Origin of the sequence: Brenneria izbisi, from assembly GCF_025840185.1 — a bacterium.
GTDB lineage: Bacteria > Pseudomonadota > Gammaproteobacteria > Enterobacterales > Enterobacteriaceae > Brenneria > Brenneria izbisi.
Window position 1 is genome coordinate 114711 of the sequence record NZ_JAMPJU010000003.1, and the last position, 14967, is coordinate 129677.

Annotated in this window: 12 protein-coding genes and 1 other annotated feature; of the genes, 9 read left to right on the forward strand and 3 right to left on the reverse strand. The window is 50.8% G+C overall.

Features of this window, described 5'->3' with window-relative positions:
- Positions 1-138 precede the first annotated feature (138 nt).
- The 4 genes from thrL to thrC all read left to right on the forward strand — a co-directional run bounded on the left by thrL (position 139) and on the right by thrC (position 5034).
- Entirely contained in the window at positions 139-207 is a 69-nt protein-coding gene (gene thrL, locus NC856_RS17820) for a thr operon leader peptide (protein WP_014916714.1), read from the forward strand.
- Positions 146-260, forward strand: a sequence feature (Thr leader region). Its footprint overlaps the gene before it by 62 nt.
- 89 nt (positions 261-349) lie before the next feature.
- Positions 350-2809 (forward strand): bifunctional aspartate kinase/homoserine dehydrogenase I, encoded by a 2460-nt coding sequence (gene thrA, locus NC856_RS05680; RefSeq protein ID WP_264089463.1) that lies wholly within the window; start codon positions 350-352, stop codon positions 2807-2809.
- 2 nt (positions 2810-2811) lie between these two features.
- Entirely contained in the window at positions 2812-3741 is a 930-nt protein-coding gene (gene thrB / locus NC856_RS05685) for a homoserine kinase (protein WP_264089464.1), read from the forward strand.
- Between the two features lie 3 nt (positions 3742-3744).
- Positions 3745-5034, forward strand: a complete 1290-nt coding sequence (gene thrC, locus NC856_RS05690) for a threonine synthase (protein ID WP_264089465.1) — start codon at positions 3745-3747, stop codon at positions 5032-5034.
- A 45-nt stretch (positions 5035-5079) separates the two neighbouring features.
- Here the strand turns inward: thrC and yaaA are convergent, their stop codons facing one another.
- Positions 5080-5853, reverse strand: a complete 774-nt coding sequence (yaaA, locus tag NC856_RS05695) for a peroxide stress protein YaaA (RefSeq protein ID WP_264089466.1) — start codon at positions 5851-5853, stop codon at positions 5080-5082.
- Positions 5854-6094: 241 nt separating this feature from the next.
- Here yaaA and tal point away from each other — a divergent pair, with 241 nt between their 5' ends.
- Positions 6095-7048, forward strand: coding sequence for a transaldolase (gene tal, locus NC856_RS05700; protein WP_264089467.1), 954 nt, complete (start codon positions 6095-6097; stop codon positions 7046-7048).
- An 83-nt stretch (positions 7049-7131) separates the two neighbouring features.
- On the opposite strand, the gene NC856_RS05705 is transcribed toward tal, so the two are convergent.
- On the reverse strand, positions 7132-8226 hold the full coding sequence (locus tag NC856_RS05705; RefSeq protein ID WP_264089468.1) for a GGDEF domain-containing protein: 1095 nt from the start codon (positions 8224-8226) through the stop codon (positions 7132-7134).
- Between the two features lie 392 nt (positions 8227-8618).
- On the opposite strand from NC856_RS05705, the gene mog reads away from it, so the two are divergent.
- Both mog and NC856_RS05715 read left to right on the forward strand, forming a co-directional pair.
- On the forward strand, positions 8619-9206 hold the full coding sequence (gene mog, locus NC856_RS05710; RefSeq protein ID WP_264089469.1) for a molybdopterin adenylyltransferase: 588 nt from the start codon (positions 8619-8621) through the stop codon (positions 9204-9206).
- A gap of 127 nt (positions 9207-9333) precedes the next feature.
- Positions 9334-10680: an MFS transporter gene (locus NC856_RS05715; protein ID WP_264089470.1), complete on the forward strand. Its 1347-nt coding sequence runs from the start codon at positions 9334-9336 to the stop codon at positions 10678-10680.
- 77 nt (positions 10681-10757) lie between these two features.
- Here the strand turns inward: NC856_RS05715 and satP are convergent, their stop codons facing one another.
- On the reverse strand, positions 10758-11330 hold the full coding sequence (gene satP / locus NC856_RS05720) for an acetate uptake transporter (protein WP_264089471.1): 573 nt from the start codon (positions 11328-11330) through the stop codon (positions 10758-10760).
- 406 nt (positions 11331-11736) lie between these two features.
- On the opposite strand from satP, the gene dnaK reads away from it, so the two are divergent.
- Both dnaK and dnaJ read left to right on the forward strand, forming a co-directional pair.
- A complete protein-coding gene (dnaK, locus tag NC856_RS05725; RefSeq protein ID WP_264089472.1) occupies positions 11737-13650 on the forward strand; it encodes a molecular chaperone DnaK in 1914 nt (637 codons plus the stop codon).
- Positions 13651-13780: 130 nt separating this feature from the next.
- Entirely contained in the window at positions 13781-14911 is a 1131-nt protein-coding gene (dnaJ, locus tag NC856_RS05730; protein WP_264089473.1) for a molecular chaperone DnaJ, read from the forward strand.
- Positions 14912-14967: the final 56 nt, after the last annotated feature.

The following is a 14967-nucleotide window of genomic DNA, read 5'->3' on the forward strand; positions in this document are numbered from 1 at the left end:
CTTTTTCTTATAGTTGATTTAACGTTTTCTGCTTGTGAGTTCGTTGGATGAAAAAAAAGAAATCCATTGACTTCAAGGGGCGATTGCCCTAACTAATAGAGCAGAATTTTTTCAAATTTACCGAGACACGTTTTTAACATGCGTACTATCAGCCTGATCACCACGATTATTACCATCACCGATACAACCAGTAACGGTGCGGGCTGACGCATACAACGAATCCGAAAAAGCCCGCACCGAACAGTGCGGGCTTTTTTTTTACGATGCGCCAATGCGGGGCATTGTTCAAAAAATAACAAAAAACGCTTAACGCGTTTTTGTCAGCAGAAATTCAGGAGAAAAGATAAAAATGCGAGTGTTGAAATTTGGCGGGACTTCAGTGGCCAATGCGGAACGTTTTATGCGCGTTGCCGACATTATCGAAAACAATGCGCGCCAGGGACAGGTTGCCACCGTACTGTCTGCTCCGGCCAAAATTACCAACCATCTGGTCGCGATGATTGATAAAACGGTCGCCGGGCAGGATATACTGCCTAACCTTAACGACGCGGAAGCTATCTTTTCTTCTTTGCTGCAAGGTCTTGCCGAGTCGCAACCTGGTTTCGATATGCCCCGTCTTAAGGCGTTGGTGGATCAGGAATTTGCCCAGTTGAAACAGGTTTTGCATGGCATCGCATTGCTGGGACAATGTCCTGACAGCGTGAATGCATTGATCATCTGTCGTGGCGAAAAGCTGTCAGTTGCCATCATGGACGCGGTATTTCAGGCGCGCGGTTATGCGGTTTCCGTCATCAATCCAGTGGAAAAACTACTGGCTCAGGGACATTATCTTGAGTCCACGGTCGATATTACGGAGTCTACCCGCCGTATCGCGGAAAGCGCCATTCCGAATGATCATGTGATCCTGATGGCGGGTTTCACTGCCGGTAACGATAAAGGTGAACTGGTGGTGCTGGGCCGTAACGGTTCCGATTATTCAGCCGCGGTATTGGCCGCTTGTCTGCGCGCCGACTGTTGTGAGATCTGGACGGACGTTGACGGTGTTTATACTTGCGATCCGCGTCAGGTGCCGGACGCCAGATTGTTGAAGTCGATGTCCTATCACGAGGCGATGGAGCTATCCTACTTCGGCGCCAAAGTCCTCCACCCCAGAACCATCGCCCCCATCGCCCAATTCCAAATCCCCTGTCTTATCAAAAACACCGAAAATCCACAGGCTCCCGGCACGTTAATCGGGATGGAAAGCACCGATACGCACTATCCGGTCAAAGGCATCACCAATTTGAATAACATGGCGATGATCAACGTTTCCGGTCCCGGCATGAAAGGAATGATCGGTATGGCGGCGCGCGTATTTGCGGCCATGTCCCGCGCCGGCATCTCGGTGGTGCTGATAACCCAGTCATCTTCCGAGTACAGCATCAGCTTCTGTGTATCGCAGAACGAATTGGTACGCGCTACCAAGACGCTGGAAGATGAATTTTATCTGGAACTGAAAGAGGGCGTGCTGGATCCGCTGGACGTGATGCAGCGTCTGGCTATTATCTCCGTGGTCGGCGACGGCATGCGCACATTGCGTGGTCTTTCTGCGCGTTTATTCTCCGCGCTGGCCAGCGCCAATATCAATATCGTGGCTATCGCGCAAGGTTCATCTGAACGGTCTATTTCGGTTGTGGTGAATAATGACGTGGCGACAACCGGGGTGCGGGTTGCGCACCAGATGCTGTTTAATACCGATCAGGTGATCGATGTCTTCGTCATCGGCGTCGGGGGCGTGGGCGGCGCGCTATTGGAGCAGATCCACCGTCAGCAGCCGTGGCTTAAACAGAAGCATATCGACCTGCGGGTTATCGGGATTGCCAATTCCAAAGCGCTGCTGACGAATGTCAACGGTATTGCGATGGACACCTGGCGAGATGAACTGGCAAACGCCCGTGAGTCTTTCAACCTGGGGCGCCTGATTCGTCTGGTTAAAGAATATCATTTGCTGAATCCGGTGATTGTCGACTGTACGTCAAGTCAGGCAGTCGCCGACCAATATGCGGATTTTCTGGCCGATGGTTTCCACGTAGTGACACCGAACAAGAAAGCCAATACCGGTTCCATGAGCTACTACCAATTACTGCGCAGCGCGGGGGCGAAATCACGCCGCCGCTTCCTGTACGATACTAACGTCGGCGCGGGCCTGCCGGTGATTGAGAACCTTCAGAACCTGCTGAACGCCGGGGATGAACTGATTCGCTTTACCGGTATTCTGTCGGGATCGCTGTCATTCATTTTCGGTAAGCTGGACGAAGGGATGTCCTTGTCTGAAGCGACGGCGCAGGCCAAAGAGAAAGGTTATACCGAGCCCGATCCCCGTGATGATTTGTCCGGTATGGATGTCGCGCGTAAGCTGCTGATTCTGGCGCGTGAAGCCGGTTATAAGCTGGAATTGGAAGATATTGATGTCGAGTCGGTTCTGCCCGCCGGTTTCGATGCGTCAGGCGATGTGGATAGCTTTATGCGTCGTTTGCCGTCGGTGGATGATGAATTCGCCAGTCGTATCGCGCAGGCGCGTGATGAAGGAAAAGTGCTGCGTTATATCGGCATGATTGAAGAAGGACGCTGTAAAGTTCAGATCAGCGCCGTTGGCGGGAATGATCCCTTGTTTAAAGTCAAAGATGGCGAAAATGCGCTGGCCTTCTACAGTCGCTACTATCAGCCATTGCCGTTGGTATTAAGAGGGTATGGCGCAGGCAATGATGTCACCGCCGCCGGCGTCTTTGCCGATTTGTTGCGTACCCTGTCATGGAAGTTGGGAGCTTAATTATGGTTAAGGTTTATGCACCGGCATCAATTGGTAATGTCAGCGTGGGGTTTGATGTGCTGGGTGCGGCGGTTTCTCCGGTAGACGGCTCGCTACTGGGGGACTGCGTTTCTGTTGTAGCCGCGGATCAATTCAGTCTGCGTAGCGAGGGCCGATTCGTCAGCAAACTGCCGGATGATCCCAAGCAAAACATTGTTTATCAATGCTGGGAACGTTTTTGTCAGGAGATTGGTAAAACCGTGCCGGTTGCCATGACGCTGGAAAAGAACATGCCGATCGGGTCCGGGCTGGGCTCCAGCGCCTGTTCCGTGGTCGCCGGGCTGATGGGGATGAATGAGTTCTGCGGCAAGCCGCTGGACGATACCCGGTTATTGACGCTGATGGGCGAACTGGAAGGTCGTATTTCCGGTAGCGTGCATTATGATAATGTGGCCCCTTGCTTTCTTGGCGGCATTCAACTGATGCTGGAAGAAGAGGGGATAATCAGCCAGTCGGTACCGGCTTTTGATGACTGGCTATGGGTGATGGCGTATCCGGGCATCAAGGTGTCAACCGCCGAGGCGCGGTCGATTTTACCCGCGCAATATCGCCGTCAGGATTGCATCAGTCATGGCCGTTATCTGGCGGGTTTCATCCACGCTTGTCATACTGGTCAAGCGTCGCTGGCGGCCAAATTGATGAAAGATGTCATCGCAGAACCTTATCGCACCAAACTGCTGCCCGGTTTTGCCGAAGCACGTAAAGCCGCCGAAGATATCGGGGCGCTGGCGTGCGGCATTTCCGGCTCCGGCCCGACCTTATTTTCCGTCTGTAACGATACGGACAGCGCACAACGCCTGGCCAACTGGCTGCGGGATAACTATTTGCAGAACGATGAAGGTTTTGTTCATATTTGCCGTCTGGATACGACAGGCGCACGACAACTGGGATAATGCATGAAACTATACAACCTTAAAGATCATAACGAGCAGGTGAACTTTGCTCAGGCTATCAAGCAAGGTCTGGGAAGCCAGCAAGGGCTATTTTTTCCTCTGGAATTGCCGGAGTTTGATCGTACTGAAATTGATGAATTGCTGAAGCTGGATTTTGTTACGCGCAGCAGCCGTATTTTATCTGCCTATATCGGTGAGGAAATCCCGGCGCAGACGGTTTTTCAGCGAGTAAAAGCCGCTTTCGCCTTCCCTGCGCCGGTGGCCCCGGTCGCGGAGGATATCGCCGCGCTGGAGTTGTTCCACGGGCCGACACTGGCCTTTAAAGATTTTGGCGGCCGTTTTATGGCGCAGATGCTGACGGAAGTTTCCGGCGACGACAAGATTACGATCCTGACCGCGACCTCCGGCGACACTGGCGCAGCCGTTGCGCATGCATTTTACGGTTTGGAAAATATCCGAGTGGTGATCCTTTATCCGCGTGGAAAAATCAGCCCCTTACAGGAGAAATTGTTCTGTACGCTGGGCGGCAACATTCACACCATCGCGGTCGACAGTGATTTTGACGCGTGTCAGGCGTTGGTCAAGCAGGCTTTCGATGATGAAGAACTGAAAAAGACCATCGGTCTGAATTCCGCCAACTCCATTAACATCAGCCGACTGCTGGCGCAAATTTGCTATTACTTTGAAGCGGTGGCGCAGTTGCCGCAGGAAGCGCGTAATCAACTGGTTGTTTCCGTGCCGAGCGGCAATTTTGGCGACCTGACTGCCGGGTTGCTGGCTAAGTCACTGGGGTTGCCGATCAAACGTTTTATCGCGGCAACCAATGCGAACGATACGGTTCCGCGTTTCCTGAGCGGCGGCGCGTGGGAGCCGAAGAAAACGGTCGCCACGCTTTCCAACGCCATGGATGTGAGCCAGCCGAATAATTGGCCGCGTGTGGAAGAGTTATTCCGCCGTAAAAACTGGCCGTTGAAAGCGCTGGGCTTTGGCGCGGTGAGCGATGAAACCACCAAAGAAACCATGCATGAACTTGAGGCGCAGGGGTATACGTCGGAGCCACACGCGGCGATTGCTTATCGTCTGTTGCGCGATCAACTCCAGCCTGGCGAATTCGGTTTATTCCTGGGAACCGCGCATCCGGCGAAATTCAAAGAAAGCGTGGAAGCCATTCTGGGTAAAGCGCTGGCGCTGCCTGACGCATTGGCGGAGCGCGCCGCTCTGGATTTGTTGTCGCATCACTTCCCGGATGACTTCGCCACGTTGCGTCAGTTTCTGATGACGTTGCCGAAATAATCTCTCTTCAAGGGCGGCGTTTACCGCCCTGCTTATTGATGCGCTTTATTGTTCGTGGCGTTTAAATACCAGTTCGTCAGCCGATGATTCCGCCGGTGCGAAAAAGTAACCTTCCAGATCAAAGTCTTTTAATTGCTCTGGTTGCGTCAGACGATTCTGAATAATAAAGCGGCTCATCAATCCACGCGCTTTCTTGGCGTAGAAGCTGATGACTTTAAATTTGCCATTCTTCTGATCTAAAAATATCGGTTTGATCAGCGTGGCTTGCAGCGTCTTCGGCTGAACCGCTTTGAAATATTCGTCAGATGCCAGATTAATCAGAATGTCGTCGCCTTGTTCGCTCAGCGCCTGATTCAGTTTTTCGGTGATGATATCACCCCAGAAATGATAAAGATCTTTCCCCGCTTTATTGGCGAGTTTGGTGCCCATTTCCAATCGATAGGGCTGCATCAGATCCAGCGGTCGCAGAACGCCGTATAAACCGGACAGCATGCGTAAGTGTTGCTGGGCAAAATCAAAATCGTCCTCGCTGAACGCCTCTGCCGCCAGACCGGTATAGACATCCCCTTTAAACGCCAATAAAGCCTGACGCGCATTATCGGGGGTAAAGTCAGGGCGCCAGTCATTGAAGCGCGCGGCATTCAACCCGGCCAGTTTATCGCTGATACCCATTAGCGAGGCGATTTCCGCAGGCGTGAGCGTTTTACAAATCGCAATCAACCGACTGGAATAGTCCAGCAGATCCGGCTGGGTATAACGTTGCGTGGCTAAAGGACTGGTGTAATCAAGAGTTTTTGCGGGTGAAATGGTTATCAGCATGCGCCATGTCCTGTAGGTCTGATTTTGTTGCTTTACTGTAGCAAATATCCGGCAAGAAAGCGGCGATGGTTATAACAGGAAAGGGCAATCATCAGGATATCGGAATGAGGTAACCGGGGCTGGCTTGCGCGGAAGTATGCGCGTGTTATTATCAGATTCTGGCTACAACATGATGCTACCAGTTCATGTTCTAAATATTCACGTACACACCATTCATGTACTAACAATGAGAAATGCCAACATGACGGATAAACTGACTTCCCTACGCCAATTGACGACAGTGGTTGCTGACACCGGCGACATCGCGGCCATGAAATTGTATCAACCGCAAGACGCGACGACTAACCCTTCCCTGATCCTGAATGCGGCTCAAATTCCTGAATATCGCCAACTGATTGATGAGGCAATTGCCTGGGCTCGTGCGCAGAGCGGCAACCGTGAGCAGCAAGTAGTGGATGCAACCGACAAACTGGCGGTGAACATTGGTCTTGAGATCTTAAAGTTGATCCCTGGTCGTATTTCCACGGAGGTCGATGCCCGACTGTCTTACGATACGCAAGCCAGTGTCGCGAAAGCAAAGCACCTGATCAAACTGTATAACGATGCCGGTATCAGCAACGATCGTATCCTGATCAAACTGGCTTCGACCTGGCAGGGGATCCGCGCGGCGGAGCAACTTGAAAAAGAAGGGATCAACTGTAACCTGACGTTGTTGTTCTCTTTCGCTCAGGCGCGAGCATGTGCCGAGGCGGGCGTTTTCCTGATCTCTCCGTTTGTTGGTCGTATTCTGGATTGGTATAAAGCCAACGGCGATAAAAAAGAGTTTGCGCCAGGCGAAGATCCAGGTGTGGTTTCTGTTAGTGAAATCTACAGCTATTACAAAGAACACGGTTATGAAACCGTCGTGATGGGCGCCAGCTTCCGTAATGTCGGTGAAATTCTGGAACTGGCGGGCTGTGACCGCCTGACTATCGCTCCTCCGCTGCTGAAAGAACTGTCTGAAAGCGAAGGGGAGGTGGTTCGTAAACTTTCTTATACCGGCGAGGTGAAAGCACGTCCGGCGAAGATGACGGAAGCAGAGTTCTACTGGCAGCACAATCAGGATCCGATGGCCGTTGATAAGTTGGCTGACGGCATCCGCAAGTTTGCGGTTGATCAGGTGAAACTTGAAAAAATGATTGCTGATTTACTGTAATCATGCCAGAAACTTGAAATAGCCGACGTACTGCGCGGCTATTTTTTGTTGGCTCGCCTGATATTTAAATTATACAAGCAGGGTTATTTGGCTACGATATTTCGGGTTTTTTTGGCGATATAAAGATTTTCGTCAGCGCGTTTCATTACTTCTGTTAAACCTTCTTCGCCAATATCATATTCAACCAGCCCAATGCTGACCGCCAGCTTAATGCTATCCCCTGTTGAGGGATCAAAGTTGCTGGCGTTAACCCGCGCTCTGGCCCGTTCTGCGACGTCGTAGGCATCGTCCAGGCTAATATTGGGTAAAACGATCGCGAACTCATCGCCGCCAATTCGCCCAAAAATATCTTCACGTCGAAATGCTTTTTTTAACGTATCGGCGACAAACTTCAAGGCATCATCACCCGCGCTATGACCATAGGTATCATTAACATTCTTGAAGTGATCAATATCTATGATGAGCACGCAAGCAGGACGTCTGCTGAAACTGGAGATACTCAGGACCTTATTCGCCGCCATGAAGAAGGCGTCTCGCCGCAGGTAACCTGTTAGATCGTCATAACGGGCGATGATGGGTAATTCGATCAGATACTTTTTAACTAATACGGAAAGCAGACTGCCTAAAACAGCAGAAATCAGAACGATACTGATCATGCCGATAATGGTGGTCAACGATCCAAACGTATCGAATAAAGAGGGCAGCGGCGCTTCCGAAGTGGTTCTGATACGGACGCCCAGCAGTTTATCCGTCGGCGACAAAATAGGAACGATGGTGGTTAATATATCCTTTCCCGCATATTCACCGATAGAAGGCAATTTGTTCTTACACGTCCTGAGGATCGACATATCATTAAATTTTAATTCTGTTGCTGACAGCCGGTTAATACATTCGCGACGAGTATCACTGGTATTAAAGGCAAACGTCCTGATACGGGCGGAAACATAGTTACCCGTTTTGTAGGTAACATCACTATCTGTAACATCAGCCCCTGCGTTATAAGACGCATAGGTTCTGATTACGGTATCAAGATTGTTTTTTTCAATCCGCCAGGTGTTTTTATCTGATTCATGCATAAAAGCAACGGTGATGAAAAAAGCCAGTGTGCCAAACAAGAAAAAAGCAGAGGTTGGATGGGAAAATATCTTTAATATCTTGTATTTAGTTTTGTTTATCATGAAACTTCCTTGGTATGGCTTCTTCTACTTACTCAAGGTGTGGCAGAGGCGACAGGATTTTATCATATGATCTAAATTCAGGTTATGGTTAATCATAGCCTATTTCGTTATTTTTCCTTTCCTTACGTGATGTTTTATTTCATAAACATCAGAATTGATGTTTAACTTTGGCAAGAGCATTCATCGTATTTGTTTTATTTTCTATTTCAGAGAGTTATTGATTGCTGCCGCTTATTTCATTTTTGAGGCGCTATCTTATCCACTATTATTTTGTCAATAGGTGAGAGGATCCGCAAAACCCTATTACTGACGCAAATTTCTTATCAGTATGGTGGCTTAGGTGCGCAAATCAGATAATATTCTGATAACAATGGGTTTTTAGGGAGGTCTATATGAACATATTATGTATTGGTCTGGTATCCATTTCTGATCGGGCATCCAGCGGTATTTATCAGGATAAAGGAATACCTGCCCTGGAAGCATGGTTATCCAGCGCCTTGACCACGCCTTTTGCAATTGAAACCCGCCTGGTGCCTGATGAACAGGCACTGATTGAACAGACGCTATGTGAGTTGGTGGATGAACGCGGCTGCCATCTGGTGTTAACCACGGGAGGCACGGGACCTGCCCGTCGCGATGTCACGCCTGATGCAACGCTGGCGATTGCCGATCGTGAAATGCCAGGGTTTGGGGAGCAAATGCGACAGATTAGTCTGCAATTTGTCCCCACCGCCATTTTATCGAGACAGGTTGGCGTCATTCGTAAGCAGGCGTTGATTCTCAATCTTCCAGGGCAACCCAAGTCGATCAAAGAAACGTTGGAAGGATTGAAAGATGAGCACGGCATGGTAGTGATGGCAGGAATTTTTGCCAGTGTACCTTATTGTATCCAGTTACTGGAGGGGCCTTATATTGAGACTGATCCTGCGGTGGTAGCAGCTTTTCGGCCTAAAAATGCCGTACGTGAAATAAAAAACTGAAGTTAGCCGATTTCAAACATAAGATTCAGCTTTGCTGGTGTAGCATAATTTTGCCGGTATAGTAACCTTAGCTTTACATAAGGCAGCGCGGTTTTACTGTTCTCATTCTTGTCTTGTACGGTAATTTATGGCTCACGAACATTTTCATTCTCATGCACTGCATCGCCGCTTAAATCGGCAGGATTATAAGACGTTGTCTCTGGCTGCGCTGGGTGGCGCACTGGAGTTTTATGACTTCATCATTTTCGTTTTTTTCGCGGCCATCATCGGCGATCTTTTCTTCCCGGCGGATATTCCTGAGTGGCTACGTCAGGTTCAGACGTTTGGCATCTTCGCGGCGGGTTATCTCGCTCGTCCGCTGGGGGGCATCGTCATGGCCCACTTTGGCGATCTGGTCGGGCGTAAAAAGATGTTCAGTCTGAGTATCTTGTTAATGGCGTTGCCCACGTTGGCGATGGGAATGCTGCCGACCTATGAGGTTATCGGCATTGCGGCGCCACTGCTTCTGTTGTTGATGCGCGTACTGCAAGGCGCGGCGATTGGCGGTGAAGTGCCTGGGGCTTGGGTGTTTGTCTCAGAGCATGTTCCGCGTTCACGCATCGGTTTTGCCTGTGGAACTCTGACCGCAGGGTTAACCATGGGGATTCTATTGGGATCGCTGGTCGCCACTTTGCTTAATACCGCGCTGACGCCAGAACAGATGTCAGGCGGCGGCTGGCGTTTGCCGTTTTTTATTGGCGGGATCTTCGGGCTGGTGGCAATGTATTTACGCCGTTGGTTACAGGAAACGCCGATCTTTATGGAAATGCAGGCCCATAAGAAACTGGCTGAAGAGTTGCCGCTGAAATCGGTGGTGATGGATCACCGAAAGGCTGTGGTGGTTTCCATGTTGCTGACCTGGATGCTATCCGCATGTATTGTGGTTGTGATCCTGATGGCGCCGACATATCTGCAAAAAGTTCATGGCATTTCTGCGGCGCTCGCATTACAGGCAAATTGTCTGGCGACGATTATGCTGATGGCGGGCTGCATCGGCGCCGGTCTGCTTGTTGACCGTTTCGGCGCCGGTAAGCTGTTTATTCTGGGCAGTTTGTCGTTGGCTGTATGTAGTTGGTTTTTCTACAGCATGGCGGCGAGCAACACGACTCTGCTGTTTATCAGCTACGCGATAGTCGGTTTGAGCGTCGGTGTTGTCGGCGCGGTGCCTTATGTCATGGTGCGCGCGTTCCCGGCGGAAGTGCGTTTTTCAGGCATATCATTTTCTTATAACGTTTCTTATGCGATTTTCGGCGGCTTAACGCCGATCTTTGTCACGTTGATTATGAAGATAACGCCGCTGGCTCCGGCATATTACGTGCTGACGCTGGCATGTGTCGGCCTGTTGTTGGGGATCTATTTACATCGTGATTTAAATAGCGAACAGGGCAACAAGTTGGCCGGGCAAGAAAAACCCCGTTCGCCGGTCAGTATTTAGGATTGTTCGTTAAAATTGTATGTTAAAGCAATGAAGCCCGGTCATGCTGACCGGGCTTCATTGCATCGCGGTGGCACTCAGTGCGTGCCGCGAGCGCCAATCGGCAGAACTGTGCGACCATATTGCTCGTTCAGCACTTCGGCCATAGCGAGATAAATCGCGCTTGCGCCGCAGATAATCCCTTCATAACCCGCAAAGGTCAGAATGGCATGGTTACCAGTGAAGTTGCCGACGGCCAGCAAAGCAAACAGCACGGTCAGGCTGGCAAATACAAATTGCAATGCGCGGTTGGCGCGCAATGTACCGAAGAACATAAACAGCGTGAAAACACCCCACAACCCAAGGAATACGCCCAGGAACTTTGCATCGCTGGCTTCCGCCAGACCCATTTTCGGCAACATGATAATGGCGACCAGCGTTAGCCAGAACGCGCCATAAGAGGTGAATGCGGTCACGCCGAAGGTGTTTCCTTTTTTGTATTCCAGTAATCCCGCCAGAATCTGAGCAATACCGCCGTAAAAAATGCCCATGCTGAGAATAATGGAAGAAAGCGGGAAAAAGCCTGCGTTGTGCAAGTTGAGTAGAACGGTGGTCATCCCGAAACCCATCAGTCCTAACGGACCGGGATTCGCCAAGGTATTTGTATGCATAAATCCTCTGCGATAACAGATAATCAAAAATAGATGTTGTTTAAGGTGTTATTGTCCGCCATAACGCCAGGGATTTCCCTTTTTTGCGACGGGCGCGGCATCATATCGGGCGCACTGAACGGACACAACATGATGAAGAAAGAATAGTTTGATCCCACAGGGGTTAACAGCCAATTTTTTTCATCTCCCCCCCTTGATGATGGAATTGTTGGCCCCATCTTATTTTCAACCGAAACAGTTTGACCTTACCGGAAAGGTTTATGTCGGGTATTGAATTTGTGTGGCTGGATTGAAATTGACGGCAACGCAAAAGAAAAATCAGGTTATGACGTTGAAAAACGGCATATCGCCCGCATAGTAGGTTGGACTACCACACCGAATATGACTTTTTAGTGGAGATGTTTAGATGGGTAAGATTATTGGTATCGACCTGGGTACAACCAACTCTTGTGTAGCGATTATGGACGGTACGCAGGTTAAAGTACTGGAAAACAGCGAAGGCGATCGCACGACGCCTTCAATTATTGCTTATACGCAAGATGGTGAAACTCTGGTGGGCCAACCGGCTAAACGTCAGGCGGTGACTAACCCGAAAAATACCCTGTTTGCGATTAAGCGTCTGATTGGCCGTCGTTTCAAGGACGAAGAAGTCCAGCGCGATACCAATATTATGCCGTACAAAATTATTGCGGCTGACAATGGCGATGCCTGGCTGGAAGTGAAAGACCAGAAAATGGCGCCGCCGCAGATTTCGGCCGAAGTGCTGAAAAAAATGAAGAAAACGGCGGAAGACTATCTGGGTGAAACGGTTACCGAAGCGGTGATCACCGTCCCGGCCTACTTCAATGATGCTCAGCGTCAGGCGACCAAAGATGCGGGCCGCATCGCCGGCCTGGAAGTAAAACGTATCATTAACGAACCGACGGCGGCGGCGCTGGCGTATGGTTTGGATAAAGAAGTGGGTAACCGCACCATCGCCGTATATGACCTGGGCGGCGGTACTTTCGATATTTCCATCATCGAAATCGATGAAGTCGATGGCGAAAAAACCTTTGAAGTGTTGGCAACCAACGGCGATACCCATTTGGGCGGTGAAGACTTCGATAGCCGTTTGATCAACTATCTGGTTGATGAGTTCAAGAAAGATCAGGGCTTTGATCTGCGCAATGATCCGCTGGCCATGCAACGTCTGAAAGAAGCTGCGGAAAAAGCCAAGATTGAACTCTCTTCCGCACAACAGACAGACGTCAATCTACCGTACATTACCGCGGATGCAAGCGGCCCGAAACACCTGAATATCAAAGTAACGCGCGCCAAACTGGAATCACTGGTCGAAGATCTGGTGAACCGTTCTCTTGAGCCGCTGAAAGTTGCGCTGCAGGATGCAGGACTGTCTGTGTCTGAAATTCAGGACGTGATCCTGGTGGGCGGTCAGACGCGTATGCCGCTGGTGCAGAAGAAAGTTGCTGATTTCTTCGGTAAAGAACCACGTAAAGACGTGAACCCGGATGAAGCGGTTGCCATCGGCGCCGCGGTTCAGGGCGGCGTGCTGTCTGGTGATGTGAAAGACGTGCTGCTGCTGGATGTTACCCCGCTGTCTCTGGGGATCGAAACCATGGGTGGCGTCATGACAGCGCTGATCGCCAAAAACACCACTATCCCGACCAAACATAGTCAGGTGTTCTCGACGGCGGAAGATAACCAGGCGGCGGTGACCATTCATGTGTTGCAGGGGGAGCGTAAACGCGCGCAGGACAACAAATCTCTCGGCCAGTTCAACCTGGATGGCATTCAGCCTGCGCCGCGCGGCATGCCGCAGATCGAAGTGACCTTTGATATCGATGCCGATGGCATCCTGCACGTCTCCGCGAAAGACAAAAACAGCGGTCGTGAGCAGAAAATCACCATTAAGGCGTCTTCCGGTCTGAATGAGGACGAAATTCAGAAAATGGTTCGCGATGCTGAAGCGAACGCGGAATCAGATCGTAAGTTTGAAGAACTGGTGCAGACGCGTAACCAGGGTGACCACCTGTTGCACAGCACGCGTAAACAACTGGAAGAAGTGGGTGATAAACTGGCTTCTGATGACAAAACGGCCATTGATGACGCCTTGAAAGCACTGGAAAGCTCGCTGAAAGGTGAAGACAAAGCAGATATCGAAGCCAAGATCCAGGCACTGGTTCAGGTTTCCGGTAAATTGCTGGAAGCGTCTCAGCCGGAGGCTCAGGCTGGCGCCGAAGGTGCGGCTGGCGATACTTCCGCTCGTAAAGATGACGATGTCGTTGATGCTGAGTTTGAAGAAGTAAAAGATAAAAAGTAATCGCCCTTTGAGCGGGCGTAGTGACAGTGACCTACCCGATAAATAATGGGATAAAACTGTCGCTGGCAACCAGCACGGGCGTTGAGGAAACTCTGCGCCCGTGCACGCATGTTGAGGGCAGGACAAAAGCATGGCGAAGCAAGACTATTACGAGAGTTTAGGCGTCTCTAAAGATGCCGATGAGCGCGAAATAAAGAAGGCGTACAAGCGTCTGGCAATGAAGCATCACCCGGATAGAAATCCAGGTGATAAAGAGGCTGAAGCTAAATTCAAAGAGATTAAAGAAGCCTACGAAATCCTTACCGACCCTCAGAAACGTGCGGCCTATGACCAATATGGTCATGCGGCGTTCGAGCAGGGTGGGATGGGCGGCGGTGGCGGCTTTGGCGGCGGCGGCGCCGATTTTGGCGATATTTTTGGCGACGTTTTCGGCGATATCTTTGGTGGCGGACGTCGCCAGCGCGCAAGCCGTGGTTCCGATTTACGTTATAACATGGAACTGTCGCTGGAAGAGGCCGTCCGTGGCGTCAGCAAAGAGATCCGCATTCCCACGCTGGAAGAGTGCGATGTGTGCCACGGCAACGGCTCTAAGCCGGGCAGTTCGCCGGTTACCTGTCCGACTTGTCACGGTAATGGCCAGGTGCAGATGCGTCAGGGTTTCTTTACGGTGCAGCAGGCTTGTCCGCACTGTCATGGTCGCGGCAAGATCATTAAAGATCCGTGCATTAAATGCCGTGGTCATGGTCGTGTAGAGAAGAGCAAAACGCTGTCGGTGAAAATCCCTGCCGGGGTGGATACGGGTGACCGCATCCGTCTGTCTGGTGAAGGGGAGGCCGGGGAGCACGGCGCGCCGGCAGGCGACTTATACGTTCAGGTACAGGTTAAGGCGCACCCGATCTTCCAGCGTGAAGAGAACAATCTGTATTGTGAAGTGCCGATCAATTTTGCCATGGCTGCATTGGGCGGGGAAATTGAGGTGCCAACGTTGGATGGCCGCGTGAAGCTGAAAGTCCCGGCGGAAACGCAGACTGGAAAGCTGTTCCGTATGCGTGGTAAAGGCGTGAAGTCTGTTCGCGGCGGCGCTCAGGGCGATTTGTTGTGTCGGGTAGTGGTGGAAACGCCGGTTAACTTGAACGAGCGTCAAAAACAGTTGCTGCAAGAGCTTGAGGAAAGTTTTGGCGGCCCGTCTGGGGAAAGAAACAGCCCGCGTTCCAAAAGCTTTTTCGACGGCGTGAAGAAGTTTTTTGATGATCTGATTTAAGCCGCGAGCGGCTGTCTGGTTGTGAATAAAACAGAAAACCGGTTGGTTGCGTTGCT